A 24,787-nucleotide genomic window follows, 5' to 3' on the forward strand; every position below is an offset into this window, starting at 1 on the left:
ATAATTTTATTAAGGCATTCATTTTAATAATCTCTTTTCTTTAGGATTTAATTATTAAATTATATCCTATTTATAAATCGAAATCAACTAACAGTGGAAAGAACCGCTCTAAACTTGACATTTATAGAATTTTTAGAAATAAAAGAAGAGGATATAGTAAAAGAATGTAAAAACTTTTATAAAAATTCAGGAGGTTATCATGATGCTAGGTTTGATACTATATCGCTTTTTTTAGTAATCAAAGAAGGTATTAATAAAGGATATATTAAAGGAAAAGAAAAGAATTTTCTTAAGGAGGTTATATAGATGTTTGCTAATCAATTTGTGGAAAATATAGTAAATGATAAATATAGAAAAGAGTCAGTTACACAATCTATATTAGGAATATTTATTAAGGAAATATTAGAGAAAATCACAGAAAAGAATAATTTACAGTTATTATGTGAGCAAGCGAAATTTATTAATATTCCAACAGTAGATAAAAATAAAAAACTAAAAAATATTATAGTGGATTATTTGTTCTACGATCACGAGAACAAAGAATTGATCATGATTGAATTGAAAGATAAAGATGTGAATAAAAGTGAATTAGAAAAAATTAAAATTCAAGTATTAGATTATTGTAATATGGCTAAAACCCCAAAAAAAACTATATTAGGGTTTATAAATAATATGAGTATTAGAAGTAAAAAAGAATTTTGTAGAAATAAAGAATGGTTTGTAAAATACTCATACTTAGATAAAAAATTAAATCATAAAAAGTTTTATGATGAAATAATCAATAAAATTTCTTTGATTTATATTACTCCAAAATCTTTAAAACAAAAACTTTTGAATAATTTCGATGAAAATGTAGATTATAAGATTGTAACGTTTGAAGAGATAAGTAAATTAGAAAACATAAAATTTAGCACTAAGGAACAAGCGAAAGCTTGGAAGGATATATCTCCATATCTAGGTTCGATTGATAATAAGAATAATTATCTTGACAAAATAGATAAACCAATTATTTATGAATACCTAAAGCATCTAGAAAAAATAAAGTTATATCCAAATATTAGAATAGCAGATTCGCTTTTATTTCTATTACTTCCATTTCTAAATAGTATCACAGAAGAAGCATTTAAAATTTGTAACTTATATATAAATAAAGTTACAAATAGAGTAGAAGTAGAAATGAAAAATGAAGATAATAGAAAAATACTAGTAAAGCTAATACCGAATAAATATATATCTGAGAGGGCTGAATATAGATATCTATATCATAAAAGTTTAGGTGAAAATGAATATGATTTAATAATTTATATAACTTCAAAAGAAGTTAAAAGCTATCTAAATAGATATACAAGTAGTAACATATTGCATATTTTAGATTTCAAAGAATTATCTCAAATACAGATTAATGGCTCAAATAAAAAATATTGGGATAGTATAAGTAACTTTTTAAAAGACTTTGCTTAAAAAATATGAAGATTGAAGTTTTACTATTATAATATATCAGAATCTTTGTTTGGTATATATTTGTCTAAACTAAGTATATATAAATGTGAGAATTATAAATATAACAATAGTAATAACTTCAATAAGTAATTTGAAAAATTATGATTTAATAGTATTATAATATTATGATGACTTTAGCGATTAATGATAAACAAAAAGTATTACAAGCTATTCAAAGTGGGACTATAGATGCTGCGAGCATTAGTTTTCCAACAATTATAGATGATATTTTATTATATATGAACGAAAGAGGAATTTTAAAAGATTTGGAGGGATCAATCGAAGATAAAAGAACAACAAACAAAAGCATTCCTCTTTCTACCATATTATCTTTAGCTATAGCAGCTAAAATGAAGTTGAAAACAGCACTAACAGATGTTCCATTTGCTATTAGTGATGCTCAACTATTATCTGCATTAGGCGTAAATATATATGATCAAGATAGAGACATTCTTACCCAAGGTATTTATGAAGAAGGAGTGACTAGAAATTTAATCAATAAATATACTGCTAAAGAGTTTATTAACTTTTATAACCAGTATTTAAATGAATCTATATTGGCAAAACATATTGATGCTCCTACAATTCATATATTCGACTGTACCAAAATACAGGTTAATATTAAAAATAATAAATATGAGAAATCAGAAGTAGTTAAAATTGATGGCGAAGCCGTAAGAGGGTATAAACTAGCTTCTTTAAGAGGTTTACTTGATGTATCAGGAATTATAGAAGAAATAGAATTCGGTTCTATAAAAACTCATGATTTAGAACTATCTAGAAATCTTCTTTTAAATACTCCACATTTTAAATCTGGCGATATTCTTATTAATGATAGAGGGTTCATTTCAAGAGATATAATTAACACGTTAAAAATAGACAAACAGGTAGACATCTATGTTCCAGCAAAGAAAAATATGAATATTTATGATGTGGCTGTAAGTATTGCAAAAGAACAAGATAAATGGTCTAAACATCCTAATAAAAAAAGAAGTAATCAAACAATCCAGATCGTTAAAGATTTAGGTATGTATTGGGAGGGGGATAAAGAAAAAGAAGATGTTCCTATTAATGCATGTGTTGTTAAAGACATAAAAAATGATGAATATTATGTATTTCTTACAACAGATACTTCGAAAACTGCACGTCAAATTATACAGATCTATGAACTAAGACCTGAAATAGAGGAAGATTTTAGACAACTCAAAGACTTTTGGAATCTTGAAGATTTCAAGAGCACAAAATATAATTTTATATTATTTCATATTGTGGCAACATTAATAGGCTACAGCTATTTTCAAATTTACATCAACACAGAAGAAGGTATGAAATATCAAAAGAAAAGTCTACCTATAATTATTAAAAATTACAGTAACAAAAAAGAAAAAAATGTTGTTATTTATAAAGGTCAGTACTTTGGCATTTTTAAGTTTATTGAATTTTTAGACTTATATGCCACTTGTAACTCTGAGATAAGACTTCGCCTAGCTCCTGTATTAACCCAAGTATAACTAAAAACTAGGCGATAAATCTAAATTACTTATTGAAGTAGTAATAACATTGAAATTGACAATATATATATGAAATGATATAATAAAGTATTATTAGCGTTAAATTAAGCTCTGGAAACCTTTAAGGCCCAGAGTTTTTTTATTGATTAAAATGAAATTGAAGGAGGAATAAATATGAACATAATAGGTATAATTGGAGCAATGGATGAGGTAACTAAACAGTTACGAAAACATTGATGAACTCTACAAAAGTTTATTGATTTTTTATAACTTAGCCTCCCATGTTCATAAAGAGCATGGAGCGATAGGGTAAACCTATTCAAAATCCTTTGAACTGCTGGAAACCCTTAAAGCTAGTTGAACCACAGCATGACCATGAAATAAAGGTGAGTGTGAAGGTTACGAAAGTAGAAAAAATCAACTAGATGGCATAAGGTTAAATCCTAAGTGCTAAAATAATAGGCAATCAGCATCCAAGACCCGAATAGGGTAAGGTTCAACGACTATCCCATAATGGGAGTACATTCAAGCGAGTGGAAGTGGAGGACACCTAAAACACTAAAATTTTAGTGAATGGTGATGATATAGTCTACGCTCATGTGAAAGTATGAGAAGTTCATAAGAGAACTGCATAGATAGTAGCAAATCTATGTGAATGAGCATAAATTTTATAATAGTTCTTTGAAAACTTTATATAAACCTATAAAAAAATTATTTCATGATAATGTATAGCTTATGTTGGCAATAAATTTCAAAAGCTTTCATGGTAAAAAATAACATTCTTTAATCATCTTATGAACAATATATATAACGATAAAAAGTGGTATCATATATATGTAAGGAGGTGATAAGAGAATGATAAAAGCTATTAAAATAAGATTGTTGCCTACTAAAGAACAAGAAATATTAATGTTTAAATCTACTGGTATAGCTAGATTTGCATATAATTGGGGTTTAGCTAAGTGGGAAGAAATGTATAAGCAAGGATTAAAGCCATCAAAATCTAAAATAAAAAAACAATTTAATAATACAATTAAGAAACAAGAAGAATATAAATGGTTATATGAAGTAAGTGGTCAAGTGACGCCACAAGCTTTTGATGATTTAAATACTGCTTATCAAAACTTTCTCAAAGGTAGAGTTCAAAGACCTAAATTCAAAACTAAGAAAAAATCTAAAAAATCTTTTTATGTTAGGTATGATGCTATTAAATTTGAAGATAATAGAGTTAATATGGAGAAGATAGGTAAAGTATTATACAAATCTAATTATGACATTCCTATCTTAAATAAGTATGTAAACCCTAGATGTCATTTTGACGGGAAATACTGGTATCTAACATTAGGATTTGAACAAGGTGAAAATCAAGCTAAATTAAATAAAGATTTGAGTATAGGTATTGATTTAGGAATAAAAGATTTAGCAATAGTTAATTGCTTAGATGAACCTATAAAAAACATTAATAAATCAATGGAAGTTACAAGGTTAAAGAAAAAACTTAAACGATTGCAAAGACAGGTATCAAGAAAATATGAAATGAATAAGAATGCAAAACAATTTATTAAGACTAACAACATTATAAAATTGGAAAAGCAAATCAAACTTATTCATAGAAAACTAGCGAATATAAGAAACAATCATATTCATCAAGCCACTAATAAAATAGTCAAGTTAAGACCGTATAGAGTAGTTATGGAAGATTTAAATATAAGTGGAATGATGAAGAATAAACATTTATCAGAAAAGATACAAGAACAAAAATTATATGAATTCATAAGGCAAATGAAATACAAATGTGAATTTAATAAAATAGAATTTGTTCAAGTAGATAGATTTTATCCAAGTAGTAAAACTTGTTCTTGTTGTGGAAATGTAAAGAGTGATTTAAAGCTAAAAGATAGAATATATGTATGTGGTAATGATGATTGTAAATTAGTTATTGATAGAGATAAAAATGCTAGTATAAATCTTGGTAATTATAAATTAGCATAATGTCACTAACAAGACAATGCTAATATGTAGGATTCGTTGTATCCGAATTTAAGCCCTCGGACTACTATATCAAACTAAAGTAGATTAGTTTTTACTATTTGAAATAGGGTAGGTTGAACAGGGAATCAAATAAATTTATAGGGTTATATAAGGTTTTTATAGACTTTAATAAGGTTTATGCAACGGAAGTAGATATATTAAGAGATTTAATGGATATTAAAGAAACTGTAGAAAAGGCTTCTTTAAAATTTTATGTAGGTAAAATAGAAGGTAAAGATGTTGTTTTAGTAAGATGTGGTATAGGTAAGGTAAACGCTGCACTTTGTGCTCAAATACTTATAAGTGAATTTAAGGTAGATGCTGTTATAAATACTGGTGTTGCTGGAGCTTTACATGAAGATTTAGATGTATTTGATATAGTAATATCAACAGATACTATACAACATGATTTTGATACTACTGTATTTGGTTATGAAGTAGGAGTTATTCCTAGAATGGAAGAGTCAACTTTTAAGGCAGATGACAGATTGATTGAAGTAGCTTATAATTCTAGTGTTAACTCTGATAAAAAATATAAGGTAGTTAAAGGTAGAGTTTTAACAGGAGATGTGTTTGTTTCAAGTAAGGAATTAAAGGATAGACTTGTAAACAACATGAAAGGATACTGTGCTGAAATGGAAGGTGCTGCTATTGGTCATGCTTGTTATGTAAATAATACACCGTTTATAATAATAAGAGCTATGTCTGATAAAGCTGATGGAAGTGCAGATGTAGTTTATGAAGAATTTGTAAATGAGGCTGCTCATAATTCAAAAGATATCGTTCTTGGGATTCTTAAGAATTTATAGGAACTTAAATTAAATATATTTTATAAATAAGATGCTTATTAAAATATCTAATACAAAATGATATTTTAATAAGCATTATGTTTTTTATTAAGAATAAATAGTTATTTAAATATCTCCTCTTTGAAGTCCTGTAAATCCAGTTCTAACTAGTTCTATTATTCCTAAAGGTTTTATAATTTTTATAAAAGCGGATATTTTTTGTTCATCTCCTGTAATTTCAACCGTTAAAGTATTTGAAGCCACATCTATTATTTTTGATTTAAACATATTTACGGTATCGTTTATATAACCCCTTTGATCTGGATTTGCATTTATTTTTATCATTACTAACTCTTTACAAATAGAAGTATTATTTTTTAAATGTATAATTTTAATAACATCTATTTGCTTGTGTAGTTGTTTTTGTATCTGTTCAAGAGTAGAATTATCACAGTTGACAACTATTGTCATACGAGATATTTTGGGATTATCAGTTTCTCCAACAGATAAACTATCTATATTGTAACCTCTTCTTGTAAATAAACCAGCGATTTTACTAAGAACACCTGACTGATTCTGCACTAATACAGATAAAACATGTCTACAAATAAAAATCACCTCCTTTTTATAATGAGTAGGAAATTATATGATTTTCAAATTGTGGATCCTAATTTTTTATAAAGTAGAAAAATTAGGATCCACAATACATTCTATAAGATAGCTTGTATCACTTGCAATTGCCTCTTTCAATGTTTCTTCAAATTCATGGTTTGAACAGACTTTCTTTGTGTTTAAATTGTAAGAGTTTGCAATTTGAATAAAATCAGGATTAAATTTAAAATCTATTCCGAAATAACTATTTTCTCCATAAGCATTATATTGAAGTTCTCTAACCATTCCCAATCTATTATTATTGAATAATAGAATTATCATTTTTAAATTGTTTTCTGATATTGTTGCAAGTTCACATAATGACATTTGTGCACCTCCGTCACCTACAACGCTGATTACTCTCCTGTTTTGACATGCAATTTTTGAACCTATTGCTGCGGGGATGCTATAACCCATAGTACCTAATCCACCAGATGTTAAAAATCTCCTATTTCCTTTTATATCAAAACTGTGAGCGCTCCATATTTGGTTTTGACCAACGTCTGCCACCAGTATTTCATCATTTTTATTTAAGGAATCAGATAAAAATTTTAGAGCTTTTTTAGGATTTACAAAGTTGTTATTATATAACTTTTTTGTTTTATAATTTTTTTTATGTTCACAAATAGTGTTTAACCATTTTTGATTTTCAATAGGTTTTATTAAATTAATAAATTCTTGTAATATAACTTTAACATCTCCTATAATAGGGATATTAGTATCTATATTTTTTTTAACTTCGGCTGGGTCTATATCTATATGAATTATATCCTTACACTTACTTAGTTTATTGAATCCAGAAGTTACACGATCTGCTACTCTAGCTCCGATTATTATCAACAAATCTGCTTCATCGACTATTTTATTAGAAAAAGAATGACCATGAGAACCTACTATACCTATATAGTAAGGTGAACTATAAGATAAAGATCCTATTCCCATTAGTGTATTGACAACAGGTATTTTTGATTTTTCTACAAAATCATTTAATTCCTTACAAGCATCTGAAGATAATACTCCTCCGCCTGCACAAATCAAAGGTCTTTTACTGGTTTTTATTTTTTTTAAGGCTTTTTTAATTTGACCTATATGACCTTTGTATGTAGGTTTATATCCTATAATATTGATATCTTTAGGGAAATCAAGTTGAATGTCTTGATTTTGAATATCAACAGGAATATCTATTAAAACAGGACCAGGACGACCTGTAGAAGCAATATGAAAAGATTCTTTGATTATTCTAGGTAGCTCTTTGGCATCTTTAATCAAATAATTGTGCTTTGTAAAAGATGTAGTAGCACCTATAATGTCAGCTTCTTGAAATACATCTTTTCCTATACAGTTGGATTTGACTTGACCTGTAATTACTACGAGAGGAATAGAATCCATATAAGCTGTTGCAATTCCTGTGATTAAATTTGTTGCTCCAGGACCTGAAGTTGAAATGCAAACTCCTGTTTTTTTGCTGACTCTAGAATACCCACTTGCATAATGAGGCAATGATTGCTCGTTTCTAACTAAAATGTGCTTAATATTACAATTTTTTAGTGAGTTATATAATGGGAGGACAGCTCCGCCTGGATATCCAAAAATAGTATTAACTCCTTCATTTTCTAGACATTTTATTATTGCATCTGAAACCTTCATATTTCACTCCCCTTCGTATTGAAAATTAACATATGGATTTAAATATTAAATATAATAGAACTGATTCTATCAAATACGAAATAGGAATGTCAATCAGAAAAAACAGAAAAATTTAAAAATTCATAAAAAAACAATTTTACATAAAATTCAAAAAACAATATTGACTTTAATTTTCTTCTCTGATAAAATTTTAAAAAATATAACAAAGCTAAATAGCGAAATGCTATGAAGGAGAGCGTATTTTTATGTTCAGTTTCAGAGAGTCGATGGATGGTGTGAATCGATACTGAGAAAAAATACTACTCGCTCTGGAGCAGTATCTTTGAAATAATAGTAGAAGATTATGGTAGGCACCATTATACGCCAGGATTTGATTGAATCTAATATCGAGCGGTTTTTGTGTTGAGCAAAAGCAAGTAAGGTGGTACCACGGGTAAAATACTACTCGTCCTTAAATAATATTTAAGGACGAGTTTTTTTGTATCTATAAACTGTTAGGACTGATTAGGGATGAGTAGTAATGCACAATGTATTTTGTATACTGATTTGAAGGAGGAGTTAATATGAACAAACAAATAAAGATATTTGATACTACATTAAGAGATGGAGAACAATCACCAGGATGCAGCATGAACTTACAAGAAAAAATAGAGATGGCCAGACAGCTAGAGAGGATGAAAGTAGATGTAATCGAAGCTGGATTTGCTATTGCATCAAAAGGCGATTTTGTATCAGTAAGGGAAATTTCAAAAAATATAAAAAATTGTACTATAGCAAGCTTAGCTAGAGCATTACCTAAGGATATAGATACAGCATGGGAGGCTGTAAAGTATGCTAAAAGACCTAGAATTCATACTTTCATTGCTACATCTGATATTCATATGAAATATAAATTGAAAATGAGTCCTGATGAAGTATTAGAAAATGCAGTAAACATGGTGAAGTATGCTAAAAAATATTGTGATGATATAGAATTTTCTGCAGAAGATGCAACTAGAAGTGATCCTGAGTTTTTAGCTAAAATATTTCAGCGTGTTATTGATGCAGGAGCAACAGTAATTAATATTCCAGATACAGTAGGGTATACAACACCTGATGAATACTATAAGTTTATAAAGAATATACGAGAGAATGTGGGAAATGTACATAAAGCGGAAATATCAGTTCATTGTCATAATGACTTAGGTATGGCGGTTGCAAACACATTAGCTGCAATAAAGGCTGGAGCTACTCAAGCTGAATGTACTGTAAATGGAATCGGTGAAAGAGCAGGAAATGCAGCTTTAGAGGAACTTGTGATGGCAATTAATACAAGGAAAGACATACTATGTGTTGAATCCAAAATAGATACAACTCAAATCATGAGATCTAGTAAGCTTTTAAGTAATATAACTGGAGTATACGTTCAACCTAATAAGGCTATTGTTGGTACGAATGCATTTGCTCATGAATCTGGAATCCATCAGCATGGAGTCATACAAGAGAGAAGTACTTATGAAATAATGACACCAGAATCTATAGGGCTTTCAGAAAATAAAATGGTTCTTGGAAAACATTCTGGACGTCATGCTTTTGAAAATAGAGTTAAAAAATTAGGATACAACTTAAATAAGGATGAAATAAACAAGGTATTTGAGCAGTTTAAGGAATTAGCTGACAAAAAGAAGGTCGTCTATGATGGTGATATAGAGGCTATTCTAAATAAAGATGCTATTGATATACCAAAGGCTTATGAATTGAAAAGGTTTGTTATTAATAGTGGAAATACAATAACATCAACTGCATCGGTTGTATTAAAAAATAAGGATGATGAAATAGAGGAAGAAGCATCAAAAGGAGATGGACCAGTAGATGCAGCATTTAAAGCTATTGAGAAAATATTGGGAATGGAGATTAGGTTAAAGGATTATTCACTACGTTCTGTAACCCAAGGCAAGGATGCATTAGGGGAGTCTATGGTTAAAATTAGCGATGGTAATAGGGTTTATACAGGCAGAGGACTTAGTACAGATATTGTTGAATCGAGTATAAATGCTTATATAAATGCAGTGAATAAAATGGTTTATGAAATAAACTAAATTAATAATTAGGGAGGAATTTTAAAATGACAAAAATGTATTATGAAAAGGATGGAAATTTAGAAATATTTGAAGGAAAGAAAGTAGCAATTATAGGATATGGAAGTCAAGGTCATGCTCATGCACTAAATCTAAAAGAAAGTGGAGTAGATGTTGTTGTTGGATTATATAAAGGAAGTAAATCTTGGGAAAAAGTTAAAGAAAATGGATTAGAAGTAATGGAAGTTGCAAATGCAGTAAAGGAAAGTAGTGTAATTATGATTTTAGTACCAGATGAAAAGCAAAAAAATATATATGAAGATCATATAAAACCTAATTTAAAAGAAGGAGATACTTTGGCTTTTGCTCATGGATTCAATATACATTTTAATCAAATAGTTCCACCAAAATATGTAGATGTATTTATGGTTGCTCCAAAAGGACCTGGTCATTTAGTAAGAAGAGTATATGAAGAAGGAGGAGGCGTTCCAGGGCTTATAGCAATATATCAAGATTATACTGGTAAAGCAAAGTATACTGCTCTTGCATATGCAAAAGGAATAGGTGCAACAAGAGCGGGGGTAATAGAAACTACTTTTAAAGAAGAAACAGAAACAGATTTATTTGGAGAGCAAGCTGTTCTGTGTGGAGGAGTAACAGAACTTATAAAAGCAGGTTTTGATACACTTGTAAAAGCAGGATATAAACCAGAAATAGCATATTTTGAATGTCTTCATGAAATGAAATTGATTGTAGATTTATTATATGAAGGTGGATTTGAGAAAATGCGCTACAGCATTAGTGATACTGCTGAATATGGTGATTATATGATTGGAAGAAGAATTATAACACAAGAAACAAGAAAAGAAATGAAAAAAGTTTTGGAAGAAATTCAAGCAGGCAAGTTTGCTAAAGACTGGATATCAGAAAATATGGTAAATAGACCTGTATTTAATGCAATAAAAGAGAGTGAATTAGAACATCCAATTGTAGAAGTTGGTAAAACATTAAGAAATATGATGAAATGGATTAATGAATAAAAAGGAGGTATTTTTATGGGAATGACTATGACACAAAAAATATTAGCAGCACATGCTGGCTTAAATGAGGTAAGTCCTGGACAGTTTATACAGGCTAAGCTTGATATGGTACTTGGAAATGATATAACAACGCCTGTTGCTATAAATGAATTTAAAAAAATTAATACAGATAGAGTATTTGATAAAAAGAAGATATCTATTGTACCTGATCATTTTGCACCAAATAAAGATATTAAAAGTGCACAACAATGTAAATGTACTCGTGAATTCGCATATGAAAAAGAGATTGAAAACTACTTTGAAATAGGTGAGATGGGTATAGAACATGCACTACTACCAGAAAAGGGGTTAGTTGTAGGTGGAGATGTTGTTATTGGAGCAGATTCACATACATGTACTTATGGAGCATTGGGAGCATTTTCTACAGGAATAGGAAGTACTGATATGGCAGCAGGAATGGCTATAGGAAAGTGTTGGTTTAAAGTTCCAGAAGCAATCAAATTTATTTTAAAAGGAAAACCACAAAAGTGGGTTAGTGGAAAAGATATAATTCTTCATATAATAGGTATGATTAAAGTAGATGGAGCTTTATACAAATCTATGGAATTTATGGGGGATGGGATAAAGTACTTATCTATGGATGATAGATTTACTATTTCGAATATGGCTATTGAAGCAGGTGCTAAAAATGGAATATTTATTGTAGATGATATTACAATTGATTATATGAAAAATCACTCTGAAAAAGAATATACAATATATACTCCTGATGAAGATGCTGAATATGAAAAAGTATATGAAATAGATTTAAGTAGTATCAGACCAACAGTTTCTTTTCCGCATATTCCAGATAACACAAGAACTATTGATGAGGTTGGAGATGTAAAAATAGATCAAGTTGTAATAGGGTCTTGCACGAATGGCAGAATAGAAGATTTAAGAGCTGCTGCAAAGGTATTAAAAGGTAAAAAGGTATATAGAGGGGTTAGAACAATAATATTTCCTGCAACTCAAAAGATATATCTAGATGCAATAAAAGAAGGATTGATAGAAATATTTATTAAAGCAGGAGCAGTAGTTAGTACTCCAACTTGTGGACCTTGCTTAGGAGGGCATATGGGAATTTTAGCAGAAGGTGAGCGATGTATAGCTACTACAAATCGAAACTTTGTGGGGAGGATGGGTCATCCTGAATCAGAAGTATACTTAGCTAGTCCAGCAGTAGCAGCAGCTTCAGCTATAATGGGTAGAATTGCAAATCCAGAAAATTTAAGATAGGGGGATATTATGAAAAAGACAGGAACGGTTTTTAAATATGGAGATAATGTAGATACTGATGTTATTATGCCAGCTAGATACTTAAATACTTCAGATCCTAAGGAGTTAGCAAAGTATTGCATGATAGATATAGATAAAGAATTTGCTAAAAAAGTAAAAAAAGATGACATAATAGTTGCAAACAAAAATTTTGGATGTGGATCTTCGAGGGAACATGCGCCTATTGCTATAAAAGCAAGTGGAGTATCTTGTGTAATAGCTAGTACTTTTGCAAGGATTTTTTATAGAAATTCTTTTAATATAGGGCTTCCTATATTAGAGTGTGAAGAAGCTGTAAATAAAATAGAGGATAGAGATGAAATAGAAGTAGATTTTAGTTTAGGTGAAATTACAAATATAACTAAAGGGGAGAAATATCAAGCTCAACCTCTTCCAAAATTTATGCAAGAAATAATATCTAAAGATGGACTTATAAATTATATAAATGAAAGATAATCTAAGGGAGGATGAAGAGTATGGATTTCAATATAGCTGTGTTAAAAGGAGATGGAATTGGTCCTGAGGTTATAAATCAAGCATTACTAGTTTTAGACAAGATAGGTAAAAAATACAATCATCAATTCGATTTTAAAGAAGCTTTGATTGGTGGTCAGGCTATTGATACAGTAGGAGAAAATCTTCCTAAGGAGACTATAGATATTTGTAAAGAAAGCGATGCTATTTTACTAGGAGCTGTTGGCGGTCCTAAATGGGATGGATTATCTGGAGAAAAAAGGCCGGAAAAAGGATTATTAAAGATTAGAAAAATATTAAATTTATATGCAAACATTCGACCTGCTATATTATTTAAAGAACTAAAAAAAGCATGTCCTTTAAAAGATGAAATCATAGGAGATGGAATTGATATTTGCGTGGTTAGAGAACTTACAGGTGGAATATATTTTGGGGAAAAGGCAACTAGAGAAGGAAAAAATGGAAAAGAAGCCTATGATGTAGAAAGTTATAATGAACAGGAGATAATAAGAATAGCAAAGACTGCATTTGAAATTGCAAGAAAGAGAAATAAAAAAGTTGTAAGTGTTGATAAAGCGAATGTATTAGAAAGTTCTAGATTATGGAGAAAAACTGTAAATGAGGTATCGAAAAAATATGAAGATGTAATTTTAGAGCATATGTATGTAGACAATGCATCTATGCAGCTTATAAAAAATCCACAACAATTTGATGTTATATTAACATCAAATATGTTTGGGGATATATTATCAGATGAGGCAAGTATGATTACAGGTTCTATAGGAATGCTTCCATCAGCTAGCTTGGGAGAAGGAAATATAGGACTTTATGAGCCGATACATGGATCAGCACCAGATATAGCGGGACAAAATAAGTCAAATCCAATAGCCACTATATTGTCAGTAGCTATGATGCTTAGGCATTCTTTTGACTTGGAAGATGAGGCAAAAGATATAGAAAATGCTGTTGTAAATGTATTAAGTAATAATTATAGAACAATTGATATAATGGATGATAAAAATAAATTGGTTACAACTAATGAAATGGGAAGTCTGATAATGGAAAAAATATAATGAAATGACACAGAAAAGTACACTTGCAATTGTGATTAAATTTCAAATGCAAGTGTACTTTTGTATTACTTTTTTCATTAGATAGTTTTTAGTATTGTAAATCTGTAATAGGTGTATTAATGCAATATTATAAGTAAAGATGGTCTTTTTTTTTTGCAAAAAAATATATATAAGTAAAGCTTTCTTTGAAAGTTGAAAGGGGGAAAGATATTGATTAATAATTTATCTAAATATATTGAAGGTGCAAATATTCCAGTCACAACTACTGATGGGAAAGTAGTCAAGAGAATATATTTTAATAATGCTGCGACAACATTAGTGTTAAGACCTGTAATGAGGAAAGTTAATGCTAATATTCCTCTCCTTGCTTATATAGATGCTCCAGGTCCTTTAGGTAAAAGAATTACTATGAAATATGAAGATGTAAGAGATGTTGTTATTAACTTTGTTGGAGCAGATGCAAGTAAAGATACAGTTATCTATACAAAAAATTCAACAGATGGAATAAATTTATTGAGTGATTTATTATATCAAGAAGCCCCTGATCAAGTAATTGTAACTACTGATATGGAGCATATGGCTAATTACTTACCATTCACAACTAGGTTTGAAACAGCAGTAGTAGGAGTTACAAAAGAAGGGGATTTAGATCTGGATGATCTTGAAAATAAGCTTAATACGTATAAAGGTAGAGTTAAATTGGTTACAGTAACAGGAGCTAGTAATGTAACTGGAATTACTCCTCCTATCTATAAAATTTCAAAGTTGGTTCATAAATATGGAGCAAAAATATTAGTTGATGCAGTTCAATTAGTTCAACATAGACCTTTTAGTATGAAGCCTCACTCTGATGATGAACATATAGATTTTGTAGTATTTAGTGCACATAAATGTTATACACCATTTGAGGGAGGGGCTTTAATAGGTCCATATGATTTTTTTTGCAAATATAAACCATACTTAGAAGGTTCAGGTATTACAAAATTTATAAGTAGTGAAAAAGTTATATATTCTAATCCACCTAAACGTTATGAAGCTGGATATCCAGATATATTTGGAATTATAGCTATGGGAGAAACGATTAAATTTCTTGAAAATGTAGGTGTTAATAATATAGCAAAATATGAAAAAATGCTGTATAGATATATGAAAAAGAAACTAAAAAGTATTCCGAACGTAATACTGTATGGACAGGATTCAGACCTTATAAATATCCCGTATATTGCTTTTAATGTTAAAGGAATATATCATACAGATGTTGCTAATTATCTTGCGTATGAGCATGGAATAGAAGTGGGAGCTGGTACAGCTGGAGCAGATATATATGTACAATCTTTACTAGGAGTTAGTCCACAAGAAGCTTATGAATTGTATGTCCAAGAAAAACCTGCAGGGATTGTAAGAGTTAGTTTAGGTATGTATAATAGTGTTGATGAAATCAATAGGTTTGTTGATGCTCTTAGAAAATTATAGAAAGGAAGATTATAATGTTTATAGTTTCACTTACGTATATTAAAGAACTTGACATAGTAGAATCTTATCTTCAAGAACATGTTGATTACTTAAAAGAACAATATGCAAAAGGATTTTTCATCGCATCAGGAAGAAAAGTTCCAAGAACTGGAGAGTAATTTTATCCCATATCAAAGATAAAGAAGCAGACCTATACAGTGTGGAGGATATATTATAAAAACAGAGAAATTACAATAAAGCCCTAAAAAGGGCTTTTTATTGTTTCTGTAATTATATTAATATTCAATACATATAGTTTATAGTATGACATTAAAATAATAAAAATGTAGAGGAGGGGAAATTGTGGAAGATACATTTTTAATAAACAGAATATACAACTCATTAAATGAAATATGTAGGGAAAATAATATAAAGAGAGTTAAGAATATAACGTTTGTAGTGGGTGAGGATAGTGATTTGAGTAAACAGAATATTTGCGATTATTTTGAGCAAAATAAAAGTGAATTGATAGGGAAATGGACTAATATAAATATGAAAATAGAGAATTTTGATAATAATATAGCTATTATACATAGTTTAGAAGGAGAAGATAAATAATAATTGAAACTATATAAAAAAAGATATATAATTAATTATATAATTTTATATTTGTAAATCTATGATTAAGATTAGTAAATATGAACTGAGTTTTAGCGATTTAGGGATGGTGAGAGCCTAATACAAATGTTTATATTGAATGGACTTAGGAGTTTGAATCTGAAATAATAGTAGGATTTGACGCAAATCCTGCGTTAGAGGATAATAAGTGGACAAATGTCAACAAGAGTGGTACCGCGGGAATAAACTCGTCTCTATATAATTTAGAGGCGAGTTCTTTTATTTTTAAGTAACTTTTTTATAATGTAGGAGGTAAATTATGAGTGATAAGAAAATAATATTTAGTGGGGCTCAACCATCTGGTAAGCTTACTTTAGGAAACTATATAGGAGCAGTCAAAAATTGGGTAGATCTTCAAGATGAATACAATTGTTATTATTGTGTAGTTGATTCTCACGCTATAACAGTTCCTCAAGAAGCAAAGAATTTAAGAAAAAATACTATTGAGGCACTTGCTCAGTACATAGCTAGTGGACTTGATCCTGAAAAAAATACTATGTTCATACAATCACATGTTAGTGCACATGCAGAGCTTGCATGGATTTTAAATACTATTACTTATATGGGTGAACTAAATAGAATGACTCAGTTTAAAGAAAAATCTCAAAAGAGTGAGGCTAACTTAAATGCAGCTTTATTCACTTATCCAGTTTTAATGGCTGCTGATATTTTACTTTATCAAACTGATATGGTTCCAGTTGGAGAAGATCAAAAACAGCATTTAGAACTTGCTAGAAATCTAGCCCAAAGGTTCAATAATAGATATAGTGATACTTTCAAAATTCCAGAGCCTTACATAGCAAAGGTTGGAGCTAGAGTTATGAGTCTTCAAGATCCGACAAAGAAAATGTCAAAATCAGATGATAATCCAAATGCGTCTATATTAATGGTGGAAGATCCTGATTCTATAGTAAGAAAGTTAAAAAGAGCTGTTACTGACTCCATTGGAGTAGTTACATACTCAGATGAACAACCTGGAATTAAAAACTTAATGAATATATACTCTAAATTATCAGGAAAATCAATACAAGAAATAGAGACTATGTACGAAGGTAAGGGATATGGACAGTTCAAAGGAGATACTGCTGAGGTTATAGTAGAATCATTAAGACCTGTAAGAGAAAAGTATAATGACTTATTAAATAATAAAGATTATTTAGAAAAAGTATATGCTGAAGGAGCTAATAAGGCAGAGCAAAGTGCTAGAAAGACATTGAGAAAAGTATATAAAAAGGTTGGACTTATTCCTAGAAAATTTATTTAATAAAATAGACTGTTGTTTTACAACAGTCTATTTTTAAATAGTATCAAATAGAGATTACATGAATTTTTTAAAAAGATTTACAAATAATACTTCATAACATGAGATTAATTTTAGTAACAATCTAAAACTTTAAAGTTTAGGATAAATAATTAAATAGGGGGAAAACTAATTGAAGGAAGATAGAATTGATAAAATAGAAAAAAAGATAGATGATTTGGCTCAAAGTCTAGATAAAAGTAGAATTAGAGAATATTCAGAAATAGTCAATAATCCCAAAAGACTTATTTACTTAAACTTCGTGGCTGGACTTGCTAAAGGATTCGGAACTGCTATAGGACTTACAATGCTTGCTGCGATAGTTGCGTATATACTGCATAGTTGGGTGAATCTTCCTTTAATAGGGCAATATATAGCCAAGCTTTTAGACATTATTGAGAACTATAGATAGGAGGAAAAAATGAACAAAAGTGATATGGAGTATTATAGACAAATTCTTTTAAAGGAAAAAGATAAGGTATCTAATTTAATAGAGGAAATTGAGGATGATACTGTAGCTGAAGATGGTTTTAAAAATTCAAGTATTAAAGATAGTACTGGAGAACTTTCTGGATATGACAATCATCCTGCTGATATGGGAACAGAAGTATTTATGAGGGAGATGGATCTAAAGCTTAAGAATGGTGAAGCTATGAGACTTTACAATATAAATAAGGCACTTGAGAAAATGGATTTAGGCTTATATGGTAAGTGTGAAGAATGTAGTGCTGATATAGATTCAGAGAGACTTGATATAATTCCTGAAACTCTTCTTTGTTCTAGTTGTTCAAAAGAACATAAAAAGGAATTTGAAACGGTAGAAGAAGATACATTCAGTAAGAGTGAATATTTTTATAGCGAATTAGTAGAAGGGCTTGAATCTACTAATAGATATGAAGGATTAGACTTAGATTACGATGAGCTTTAATTGATGCCATGGATGATATCCATGGCATTTTATGATATAATTCTACGGGTACAAAGATTATAGAGGGGGGTATTAAATTGAATATAGCATTATTTATATTCTTAGTGTTATTAGACCAAATTACAAAGTATTATGCACTCAATTTTTTATCAAAGGTAGGAAGTATACCTATTATAAATAATATATTTAATCTTACATATGTTGAAAATAGAGGGGCAGCATTTGGAATGCTTCAAAATCAAAAATGGTTCTTTGTTTTGGTAGCAATTGTGGTAGTCTCATTTATTGTATATCACTTAAGAACTAATAAAAATATTAGTAGAATATATCAAGTATCCTTAATACTTATACTAGCAGGAGCTATAGGTAATGTAATAGATAGAATAAGACTAAATTTTGTAGTGGATTTTTTTGACTTTATAGTATGGCCTGTATTTAATGTGGCTGATATGTGTGTTGTAATAGGCGGAATACTACTTTCGTATATTATAATATTTGACAAAGAGCAGAATTAGGAGGACTTTATGGAACAAGTGAATTTTGAAGTGAATGAAGAAAATGAAGGTATAAGATTGGATGTTTTTTTATCAAGTAAATTTGAGAATATGTCAAGATCATATATTCAAAAGATTATAAAAGAAGGAAATGTATTGGTAAATGACAAAAAAGAAAAACCTAGATACATAACTAAAACAAATGATAAAATAAATTTAAATATACCAGAGCCTAAAGAATTGGCGGTTGAAGCTGAAAATATAGATATAGAGATAGTTTATGAGGATGATGATTTATTAGTAGTAAACAAGCCTGCTGGCATGGTTGTTCATCCTGCGCCTGGAAATTATACTGGTACATTAGTTAATGCTATACTTTACCATTGCAAGGGTAATTTATCTTCTATAAATGGGGTTATAAGACCTGGAATAGTTCATAGAATAGACAAGGATACATCTGGCCTCTTGATGATAGCAAAGAACAATAATGCACATAATTCTTTATCAGAGCAATTAAAGGATCATAGTATAACTAGAAAATATCACATGATATGCTATGGAGTAGTAAAGGAAGACATTATGACTGTTGATGCACCTATTGCGAGACATCCAGTTGATAGACTTAAAATGGCAATAGTTGAAGGTGGAAAAAGAGCTGTAACACATTTTAAAGTATTAAAAAGATTTGATAAATATACTTATGTTGAGGCTGAACTTGAAACAGGACGAACTCATCAAATAAGAGTTCATATGCTAAGTAAAAAACATCCATTGGTCGGAGATCCTGTATATGGACCTAAAAATTCAAAATTTAAACTGAATGGACAGATGCTTCATGCTAAGACATTAGGATTTATACATCCTACTACACATGAGTATATGGAATTTAACTCAGATATTCCTGATCATTTTAGAAGAATATTAAATATACTTGACTAAAATAAGTTAAGGTGATAAAATCTAAAAAAAGTGAATAATAAACCTTTAATTACAGTACAGAGAGACTGGCAAGGATTATACATAGATTACGTTTTGTATGCGTATTATAACTTCTTGCCTTTTGGTGAGAAGTTTTTTTATTTTATGCGGAGGTGTAATTCTTGAAGGAAAAAGCTAAATTAATGGATGATAAGGCTATAGCAAGAGCTATAACTAGAATAAGTTATGAAATAATAGAAAAAAATAAAGGTATAGAAGATGTTGTTTTAGTAGGAATAAAGACAAGAGGAGTACCTCTTGCAGATAGAATAGGAAAAAAAATCAAATCTATAGAAGAAAAAGAAATTAATATAGGTAAGGTAGATATAACTTTATACAGAGATGATTTAAGTAAAGCAGATGTAGACCCTATACTTAATGGAACTGATATAGATTTTGATATAAATAATAAAAAAGTAGTTTTGATTGATGATGTATTATACACTGGTAGAACAGTGAGAGCTGCAATGGATGCAGTGATGGATATAGGTAGACCAAAATCTATACAACTAGCAGTACTTGTAGATAGAGGACACAGAGAACTTCCTATAAGAGCTGACTATGTAGGAAAGAATGTACCTACATCTAATGAAGAAATTATAAGTGTTAATTTTAATGAAGTTGATAGACAAGATCATGTTTCTATAAACGAAAAATAAATAATGTTTTGAACTTTTAAATCAGTACAGAGATGCTGATAAGGGGAGAATGTATTCTCCCTCCTTAAAAAATGAAGGAGGTATTTTTATGCAAGAAAAAGTATTAAACCCATCTATTGAAACATCTATAGTAGAAAAAAATATAGGAGTTAACGAAAATCTTAAAAAAGCTATACTAGCTATACAACATTTATTCGCAATGTTTGGAGCTACAGTATTAGTACCTATCTTAACAGGATTTGATCCATCAGTTGCTTTAATATCAGCAGGACTTGGAACTTTAATATTTCACTTAGTTACAAAAGGAATGGTTCCAGTATTTTTAGGATCAAGCTTTGCTTTCATACCTGTAATAATCACAGTTAAAGAAATATATAATGGAGATTTAGCTTATGCACAAGGTGGAATAATAGCAGCTGGAATGATATATCTAATTATGTCTTTAATAGTCAAAACAGTTGGAATTGAAAAAGTAAAAAAATATTTTCCAGCACAAGTTACAGGACCTATGATTGTTGTAATAGGACTTAATCTTATACCAGTGGCATTTGGTATGGCATCAGGAAATTTCATAGTAGCAATCGTAACTTTATCTACAGCACTTTTAATAACATTGTTTGCAAAAGGATTTATAAAGCAATTATCTATATTAATAGCTGTAGCAACAGGATATATATTATCACTTAGTTTAGGACTTATAGATATAAATATTATAAAAGAAGCTTCTTGGGTTATGGTTCCAAACTTTACACTACCTAAGTTTGATATAGGAGCAATAGCAATAATAGCACCAGTAGTATTAGCGGTATTCATGGAGCATATAGGAGATGTAACAACTAATGGAGCAGTTGTAGGCAAGGACTTCATAAAGAATCCAGGACTTAACAGAACATTAATAGGAGATGGACTTGCTACAATAGTTGGAGGATTCATAGGAGGACCTGCTAATACAACGTACGGAGAAAATACAGGAGTACTTGCAATAACTAAAAACTACGATCCATCTATACTTAGAATAACAGCTGTATTTGCCATAGCACTTGGATGTATAAGCAAAGTTGGAATATTTTTAAGAACAATACCGACACCAGTAATGGGTGGAATAAGCTTAATGCTGTTCTCTATGATAGCTATAATAGGAGTTAAGACAGTAAAAAATAGCGATATAGAATTTAAAGCATCTAATTTAATAATAATGGGATCTATACTAATCATAGGATTTGGAACAAACTATCTTCAAGGTAAAGGAATATCAATAGGAATACCAGTAACTGAAACTGTTAAAATAACAGGACTTAGCCTTGCAGCTATAGTTGGAATAGTTTTAAATAGAGTACTTAATAGAGATTAAATATAAAAAATACATTAGTAGTTGCCTAGATTTCGTACAAATGAGATTTAGGTAGCTATTTTTTTATGTGGGTAATCAAAAACTATCTACAAAAATACCGTGAATGCAACGATATTTTGAATATAACTAAGGTTTTGTCTTATTAATAATTCTAAAATTTACGAACTCCCTACGGTCAGACACGCAAATTTCTTAACGTATTATTAAACTACAAAACTCAAGTTATATTAGTCAAAATATCTAAACGCATTCACTAACATTTTCATAGATAGTTTTAATAGTAGTAGATATTATATTATAAAATTAAACCTTACCTCGATATAAAAAAATATTTATTATTATCTTTATGATATGCAAATTTTAAGAAACCTTTTCCATAGCTGAATCAGAGCTTTTAAATCTAAAAGCTAAAATTCCAGCCTTATCAGATAGATAACCTAAAATAGAACCACATAATAATCCTATAGCTGCCATTTTAAAGTCTCCGTTTAAGCCAAAGGTTATGAAGCAACCTATAAAATTACAAGGCACACAAGAAAATCTCTTGAATTTAGATTGATAAATTAATATAAATGTTGCAACTCCACATGTAAGTAGATTTGTAACCATAGGAATACCTATTAAAGAGCTTATATAGATTGTAAGACTTGCCCAGAATATACCACTTAAATTACATGAATAAGATTTTATCATTTTTTTAATGGAATCGGTTTCATCTGCTACACAAAAACTAGTCCAACCAGCAAAACCCACCCATACAAATATTCCACCTAAAGCACTTATATTAGACCAAGTAAAGGCTATAATTGCTGAAAATAAAGAACCTAAAAATAATTCACTCATAATAACCATCCTTTCTAAAGTAAATATATTAGAAAAATATATTATAACAGGAAAGTATGAATAATGTAAAGAAAATTTTGAATTAGGGGATTTATATACAATGAAGTAAAAGTGTTTATGAAAAATATATATCTTAAGGAATAAATTTTGTTATTTACGATAAAGACTTTTATACTAGAATTTCTTTTCATGTAAAACGTGGAATAATATACATATTTATACATAGATATGTTACATAGTAGGGTTTTGTGGTAAAATATATCTAAATGAATTTACTCTACTAATAATGTAGTGCATAATGTAGTATTATGCGAAGTTTTTTGTTTTTAGAAAATAATTTAGATAATTATTATGGTATAATTCGAATTGGAAATTAAAGGCGGAACACCGACATACGTGTAAAAACCAGCCACTTAAATTTGAATACATTGTAAACGCTTAATTACAGCGTTTTTTATTTCATAAAGCTTACCTTTTGAAATAGATGGATTTATACCTATTTTACGTTTCAAAACTTCAACATATCGATTTTTGAAACGTTTCAAATGTATAGTATTTGTATTGAAATGAAAAATTCAATCTATGTGGCCGGTTTTTACATATATTTCGGTGTCCCCCCCTTAGATATGTATTGCCTCAATACGATAAATTCCATAATTTTCTAGAAATATGGTATACTTTATATTATTAAAGGGTATTCCAATAAGAATAATCATTTGTTAATGGTTTTATTTGGAAAATATTTATTGCACCATATATGTACTAAAATATAAAGGAGGTATTAATTTATGAGTGATAAATTAAAAAGTAATCACCTAAGCAATAATAAACAAAACAAAGGAATAGAGATAAGCGAAAAACGTTCTATTAATAACTATAGTTTTCCTAGTAATAGTCCAAGAGTGGATGCAATAATAAAGACTACTTTAACAAGTGGGACTTCATCTTCAGGATCTAGTGGTAACAAGGATAAAAAATAAAAAATGTGTACCAAAAGTATAGATATATTTTTTGATTCTTATTCAATAGGAGCTAAAGATAGGAACAACAGAGAAATTAAAGAAATATATAAGCATGTTCGTGGATCTTGTATTGTATATACTACTACTTATAATTATATTAATGCACATATAGAACGAGTAAGAGAAGAAGATTTACCTATTTCCAAAGAAATAGAAGATTTAGTTTTAAAAATAGATTTATTAAAACCTGATAACATTGAGGAAAATAGCTATATAGCTACTTCTATATGTCAAGCTATTATTCAAGATTCGGAGAACAATACTGAAATGGCAATTTCTATTTTAGAAGATACTATTAAGAATATAAAGAAAGTACAAAATAAAAATTATATACATAGCTATTTGCCAACTATAGTTATAATAACAATTATTACTTCTGCTTTGTCATTATTCACTTATTATTATAATTGGTTTTTACATAAGAACTTTCTAAGAGAACTTATTTTTTGTGTGTCTTTTAGTACCTGTGGGACACTATTAAATCATTTAGTATCTACATATTCGTTAAATGAAAAGCCTAAAGAACATTCTTCGGGTTTTATAGGAGCTATTAATGATACTTTAAGGTCATCTCTTAATGGTGTTTTAATTTATACTTTGATAAAATCAAATATTATTCTTGGTAATTTTGGAGATACTATTGAAGCGATGTGTGTTCTTTCTTTTGTTACAGGTTTTAAAGATGAGATTATTATACGTCTTATGGAGAAATTAGCCGAAAGTATATTAAAAGATAGTTAATTTTTATAGGACTGTAATTAAATAATATCAAGAGTTTTAAATTTAATTTGCTCTTGGTCATATAAATGCTGGTATTAGCCCATATTGTAAATTTTTTATTTTTACAAAATAACCTTTCCCAAAAACTATCTTTTGGGGGTATAGCCACATAGCCATAAAGCTAAGGAGTTGCAAAGGTCACAGGAATATTGCAATATTTAATTTTTTAAGATAGAGAGTATAAGAAATAGTATTTCGGGATTTTTTATCCAT

The 24,787-nt window shown here is 29.2% G+C and carries 25 protein-coding genes and 2 other annotated features; of the genes, 22 read left to right on the top strand and 3 right to left on the bottom strand.

What is annotated here, in order from left to right; all coding sequences use genetic code 11:
* Positions 1 to 114: 114 nt before the first annotated feature.
* From WJW32_RS13235 to WJW32_RS13255, 5 genes are all read left to right on the top strand, one after another.
* On the top strand, positions 115 to 306 hold the full coding sequence (locus tag WJW32_RS13235) for a hypothetical protein (protein WP_340259105.1): 192 nt from the start codon (positions 115 to 117) through the stop codon (positions 304 to 306).
* A complete protein-coding gene (locus WJW32_RS13240; protein WP_340259107.1) occupies positions 307 to 1,461 on the top strand; it encodes a hypothetical protein in 1,155 nt (384 codons plus the stop codon).
* A gap of 164 nt (positions 1,462 to 1,625) precedes the next feature.
* Complete coding sequence (locus WJW32_RS13245) at positions 1,626 to 3,011, top strand: transposase (RefSeq protein ID WP_340259109.1); 1,386 nt, start codon at positions 1,626 to 1,628, stop codon at positions 3,009 to 3,011.
* A gap of 855 nt (positions 3,012 to 3,866) precedes the next feature.
* Positions 3,867 to 5,003 carry an RNA-guided endonuclease InsQ/TnpB family protein gene (locus WJW32_RS13250; protein WP_340259110.1) on the top strand — a complete coding sequence of 379 codons (1,137 nt, stop codon included), beginning with the start codon at positions 3,867 to 3,869 and terminating at the stop codon, positions 5,001 to 5,003.
* A gap of 158 nt (positions 5,004 to 5,161) precedes the next feature.
* Positions 5,162 to 5,851, top strand: coding sequence for a 5'-methylthioadenosine/adenosylhomocysteine nucleosidase (locus WJW32_RS13255; protein ID WP_340259153.1), 690 nt, complete (start codon positions 5,162 to 5,164; stop codon positions 5,849 to 5,851).
* 105 nt (positions 5,852 to 5,956) lie between these two features.
* Here the strand turns inward: WJW32_RS13255 and ilvN are convergent, their stop codons facing one another.
* Together ilvN and ilvB are read right to left on the bottom strand one after the other, a co-directional pair.
* Positions 5,957 to 6,448 (bottom strand): acetolactate synthase small subunit, encoded by a 492-nt coding sequence (gene ilvN / locus WJW32_RS13260; RefSeq protein ID WP_340259112.1) that lies wholly within the window; start codon positions 6,446 to 6,448, stop codon positions 5,957 to 5,959.
* Between the two features lie 57 nt (positions 6,449 to 6,505).
* Positions 6,506 to 8,128: a biosynthetic-type acetolactate synthase large subunit gene (gene ilvB, locus WJW32_RS13265; RefSeq protein WP_340259114.1), complete on the bottom strand. Its 1,623-nt coding sequence runs from the start codon at positions 8,126 to 8,128 to the stop codon at positions 6,506 to 6,508.
* Between the two features lie 216 nt (positions 8,129 to 8,344).
* Positions 8,345 to 8,584, top strand: a binding site (T-box leader).
* A gap of 107 nt (positions 8,585 to 8,691) precedes the next feature.
* On the opposite strand from ilvB, the gene WJW32_RS13270 reads away from it, so the two are divergent.
* The 15 genes from WJW32_RS13270 (at position 8,692) to WJW32_RS13340 (ending at position 21,929) form a co-directional block, all read left to right on the top strand.
* On the top strand, positions 8,692 to 10,206 hold the full coding sequence (locus WJW32_RS13270) for a 2-isopropylmalate synthase (protein WP_340259117.1): 1,515 nt from the start codon (positions 8,692 to 8,694) through the stop codon (positions 10,204 to 10,206).
* 26 nt (positions 10,207 to 10,232) lie between these two features.
* Complete coding sequence (gene ilvC, locus WJW32_RS13275) at positions 10,233 to 11,225, top strand: ketol-acid reductoisomerase (RefSeq protein ID WP_248483411.1); 993 nt, start codon at positions 10,233 to 10,235, stop codon at positions 11,223 to 11,225.
* A gap of 15 nt (positions 11,226 to 11,240) precedes the next feature.
* A complete protein-coding gene (gene leuC, locus WJW32_RS13280) occupies positions 11,241 to 12,503 on the top strand; it encodes a 3-isopropylmalate dehydratase large subunit (RefSeq protein ID WP_340259121.1) in 1,263 nt (420 codons plus the stop codon).
* A 9-nt stretch (positions 12,504 to 12,512) separates the two neighbouring features.
* Positions 12,513 to 12,998 (top strand): 3-isopropylmalate dehydratase small subunit, encoded by a 486-nt coding sequence (leuD, locus tag WJW32_RS13285; RefSeq protein ID WP_340259123.1) that lies wholly within the window; start codon positions 12,513 to 12,515, stop codon positions 12,996 to 12,998.
* 20 nt (positions 12,999 to 13,018) lie between these two features.
* A complete protein-coding gene (leuB, locus tag WJW32_RS13290) occupies positions 13,019 to 14,089 on the top strand; it encodes a 3-isopropylmalate dehydrogenase (RefSeq protein WP_340259125.1) in 1,071 nt (356 codons plus the stop codon).
* Between the two features lie 210 nt (positions 14,090 to 14,299).
* Complete coding sequence (locus WJW32_RS13295; protein WP_340259127.1) at positions 14,300 to 15,562, top strand: aminotransferase class V-fold PLP-dependent enzyme; 1,263 nt, start codon at positions 14,300 to 14,302, stop codon at positions 15,560 to 15,562.
* Between the two features lie 14 nt (positions 15,563 to 15,576).
* Positions 15,577 to 15,720 carry a YciI family protein gene (locus WJW32_RS13300; protein ID WP_340259129.1) on the top strand — a complete coding sequence of 48 codons (144 nt, stop codon included), beginning with the start codon at positions 15,577 to 15,579 and terminating at the stop codon, positions 15,718 to 15,720.
* A gap of 184 nt (positions 15,721 to 15,904) precedes the next feature.
* Positions 15,905 to 16,159 (top strand): hypothetical protein, encoded by a 255-nt coding sequence (locus WJW32_RS13305; protein WP_340259131.1) that lies wholly within the window; start codon positions 15,905 to 15,907, stop codon positions 16,157 to 16,159.
* Positions 16,160 to 16,211: 52 nt separating this feature from the next.
* Positions 16,212 to 16,418, top strand: a binding site (T-box leader).
* A gap of 60 nt (positions 16,419 to 16,478) precedes the next feature.
* The gene (gene trpS / locus WJW32_RS13310; protein WP_340259133.1) at positions 16,479 to 17,483 is read left to right on the top strand and encodes a tryptophan--tRNA ligase; all 1,005 of its coding nucleotides are present in this window, start codon (positions 16,479 to 16,481) and stop codon (positions 17,481 to 17,483) included.
* 169 nt (positions 17,484 to 17,652) lie between these two features.
* Positions 17,653 to 17,931, top strand: a complete 279-nt coding sequence (locus WJW32_RS13315) for a DUF5665 domain-containing protein (protein ID WP_277731039.1) — start codon at positions 17,653 to 17,655, stop codon at positions 17,929 to 17,931.
* A 9-nt stretch (positions 17,932 to 17,940) separates the two neighbouring features.
* Positions 17,941 to 18,447, top strand: a complete 507-nt coding sequence (locus WJW32_RS13320) for a TraR/DksA C4-type zinc finger protein (RefSeq protein WP_340259136.1) — start codon at positions 17,941 to 17,943, stop codon at positions 18,445 to 18,447.
* A gap of 77 nt (positions 18,448 to 18,524) precedes the next feature.
* Positions 18,525 to 18,962 carry a signal peptidase II gene (gene lspA, locus WJW32_RS13325; RefSeq protein ID WP_340259138.1) on the top strand — a complete coding sequence of 146 codons (438 nt, stop codon included), beginning with the start codon at positions 18,525 to 18,527 and terminating at the stop codon, positions 18,960 to 18,962.
* A gap of 9 nt (positions 18,963 to 18,971) precedes the next feature.
* Positions 18,972 to 19,880: an RluA family pseudouridine synthase gene (locus WJW32_RS13330; RefSeq protein ID WP_340259140.1), complete on the top strand. Its 909-nt coding sequence runs from the start codon at positions 18,972 to 18,974 to the stop codon at positions 19,878 to 19,880.
* A 161-nt stretch (positions 19,881 to 20,041) separates the two neighbouring features.
* The gene (gene pyrR / locus WJW32_RS13335) at positions 20,042 to 20,578 is read left to right on the top strand and encodes a bifunctional pyr operon transcriptional regulator/uracil phosphoribosyltransferase PyrR (protein WP_340259142.1); all 537 of its coding nucleotides are present in this window, start codon (positions 20,042 to 20,044) and stop codon (positions 20,576 to 20,578) included.
* Between the two features lie 88 nt (positions 20,579 to 20,666).
* Positions 20,667 to 21,929 (top strand): uracil-xanthine permease family protein, encoded by a 1,263-nt coding sequence (locus WJW32_RS13340; protein ID WP_340259144.1) that lies wholly within the window; start codon positions 20,667 to 20,669, stop codon positions 21,927 to 21,929.
* Between the two features lie 360 nt (positions 21,930 to 22,289).
* On the opposite strand, the gene WJW32_RS13345 is transcribed toward WJW32_RS13340, so the two are convergent.
* A complete protein-coding gene (locus WJW32_RS13345; protein ID WP_340259146.1) occupies positions 22,290 to 22,772 on the bottom strand; it encodes a DUF1097 domain-containing protein in 483 nt (160 codons plus the stop codon).
* 788 nt (positions 22,773 to 23,560) lie between these two features.
* Between WJW32_RS13345 and WJW32_RS13350 the strand changes: the two genes are divergently transcribed.
* Both WJW32_RS13350 and WJW32_RS13355 read left to right on the top strand, forming a co-directional pair.
* Positions 23,561 to 23,752 carry a hypothetical protein gene (locus WJW32_RS13350; RefSeq protein WP_340259148.1) on the top strand — a complete coding sequence of 64 codons (192 nt, stop codon included), beginning with the start codon at positions 23,561 to 23,563 and terminating at the stop codon, positions 23,750 to 23,752.
* A 3-nt stretch (positions 23,753 to 23,755) separates the two neighbouring features.
* The gene (locus WJW32_RS13355; protein ID WP_340259150.1) at positions 23,756 to 24,535 is read left to right on the top strand and encodes a hypothetical protein; all 780 of its coding nucleotides are present in this window, start codon (positions 23,756 to 23,758) and stop codon (positions 24,533 to 24,535) included.
* Positions 24,536 to 24,787: the final 252 nt, after the last annotated feature.

This window comes from Tepidibacter sp. Z1-5 (assembly GCF_037844525.1).
GTDB lineage: Bacteria > Bacillota > Clostridia > Peptostreptococcales > Peptostreptococcaceae > Tepidibacter_A.